The organism is Anaerobiospirillum sp. NML120448 (genome assembly GCF_023050945.1).
Taxonomy (GTDB): domain Bacteria; phylum Pseudomonadota; class Gammaproteobacteria; order Enterobacterales; family Succinivibrionaceae; genus Anaerobiospirillum.
Genome location: NZ_JALKIM010000155.1, coordinates 1 through 1,906 on the forward strand (window position 1 = coordinate 1; position 1,906 = coordinate 1,906).

Here is a 1,906-nt window from a genome sequence, read left to right on the forward strand (position 1 = left end):
CTTAAGTAATTTAATAAGGCTAATATTATAGGTTTGGTAAAGTCAAACCATAGTATTAGCCTTTTTTAGTTGAACTTTTTAAGTTTGATATCAAACGTTAGTATTTAATTTGTGCTGTCATAATGGTGCTGGAAAAATATTAAGAAATGAGAGGTCTTCTTTTGGTTCAGCATTGTTTTATGAGCGGGCGAGGAAAGGAAGCTTAGACTTTTCATTCATTGGTAATAAAGACACCAGCGCAATAGTAGGGTTTCCCCTTAATGATCTGTTTTCTTGCCATAGGAATAAAGGTCTTTCATATGAATGTTGATTACCTGGTAAGTTCAATATTCTTGGCCAAAACAAAACCACACAAGCCAAGAGAAGAATCAATCACGAAAGCTCTAATGTTCTCCTGCTTTAGATAGTCACGCAGTTGATCTAATGAGCTGCAATAGGTTGGGAAGCCATAGTTGATAGCTTTGATAAGCAAATCTTGGTAAAGCTCAAAAAAGCTGTTAATCGTAATTTCATCTATGCCAAAAATAATATTGTCCTGAGAGACATGCTCAAAATTGTGTGCCAAGACACCACTAAAGTTCACAGATATTTGTTTGCCTGCCTCATTTTTGGTCTCTAAATGTAGGCTTTGCCTATCAAAGTCAACGCTGTAGCGTATGATTATATTGTCGTGCAAACCAGCAAAGGAATGTATTACTGAATCCATATTAGTTACTCTTGTGCTTGCAAAGTTGTTGCACTTAAGGCAGTTAAAGGCATGTTGCAGGCAAGTTTGCGCCTTTTAACACCAGCTTGTTTTAAAAGCGTGATTGCTTAAGAGTAATGCGCTTATTCCATACTTAATAAAGATTTTTAAACCATTAACAGCAACTGGGATATAGGCCTATAAGTTTATAAGCGTACCAGCTTACAGGCTCTAAAGCTGATTATGGACAGCTATTCAGGCCAGTCATCGCCCTCGCAACGGCAAATAAAGTCGTAATGAAGGCTCTCAAAATAGTTGTTTTTAATGGCTTGCCCATCTTGACTAAGTTCCAGACCATCAAGATCCATGATTTCATTTAGGTAAGCTAAAGCAGTGTGCATGCCTGCAATATGTTCATCTTCCAAGATTTGGGCTAATACTTCCCTTTGCTCTGGTGATAATGAGGCCAGTAGGGCGTTTTTAGCCTTATTGTCCTCAGTCTTAGGAAAGCTACCTTCTTTGACCCATTGAGCAGCAACGCTTTGCTTTCTCTTTACCAGCCCATCAATAAAGGCCTTATAAAGTTCTAGATCTTTACTCACCAATAAAACTCCTAAAACAATCCCTTTCAACTCTATGAAAAAATTAATGTTTAATTGTCTGAGGGGTTGAACTTGTAATGGATATTTTAACAGACATCACGACTAAACCCTGTATTTACCCTGAAATTTAGTGCCTTTGCAAATCAGCCTCGCTGAGGCTACCAAAAGTTAGCAAGTGGCCAGCATAAGGTGGCAATGGTATGATTATGGGCATATTAGCTTTATGTATGTCTATTGGTTCTAGTGAGCTGGTTTTTAGTTCGTATTTGTAGTGAGGGAGATTTTATGCAAGTTGAGTATAGGGCACTTCAAGATGGTGAAATCACAAGTGATTTGTTTGCCCATTTTATACGTCATCAGGTGGTTAATGATTGCTGGCGCAAAGTTAATGAGCAATGGGTAATAAAAGCCGATCCTTTTGTGGATGATTGGAGTGCGGAGGATTACCAATTTCTAGTAGACTGCCTAAAAAACACTATTAGAACAAAGGGCTTATAGTAAACGACAAAAATAATTAGGTATTAAAACATTTGAAAGAACATAAACTTTTGAACTTATCATTTGGAGCTTTGTACTTATCAAAGTAACCAAATAACTTATTCTCAAGAGAGGCTAAAGA

At 37.2% G+C, this 1,906-nt stretch carries 3 protein-coding genes; 1 reads left to right on the top strand and 2 read right to left on the bottom strand.

What is annotated here, in order from left to right; all coding sequences use genetic code 11:
- Positions 1-310 precede the first annotated feature (310 nt).
- Both MXE38_RS12175 and MXE38_RS12180 read right to left on the bottom strand, forming a co-directional pair.
- Positions 311-706, bottom strand: a complete 396-nt coding sequence (locus MXE38_RS12175) for a hypothetical protein (protein WP_246915464.1) — start codon at positions 704-706, stop codon at positions 311-313.
- A 230-nt stretch (positions 707-936) separates the two neighbouring features.
- Entirely contained in the window at positions 937-1,287 is a 351-nt protein-coding gene (locus MXE38_RS12180; protein ID WP_246915466.1) for a DUF6547 family protein, read from the bottom strand.
- A 285-nt stretch (positions 1,288-1,572) separates the two neighbouring features.
- Between MXE38_RS12180 and MXE38_RS12185 the strand changes: the two genes are divergently transcribed.
- The gene (locus MXE38_RS12185) at positions 1,573-1,785 is read left to right on the top strand and encodes a hypothetical protein (protein ID WP_246915468.1); all 213 of its coding nucleotides are present in this window, start codon (positions 1,573-1,575) and stop codon (positions 1,783-1,785) included.
- Positions 1,786-1,906: the final 121 nt, after the last annotated feature.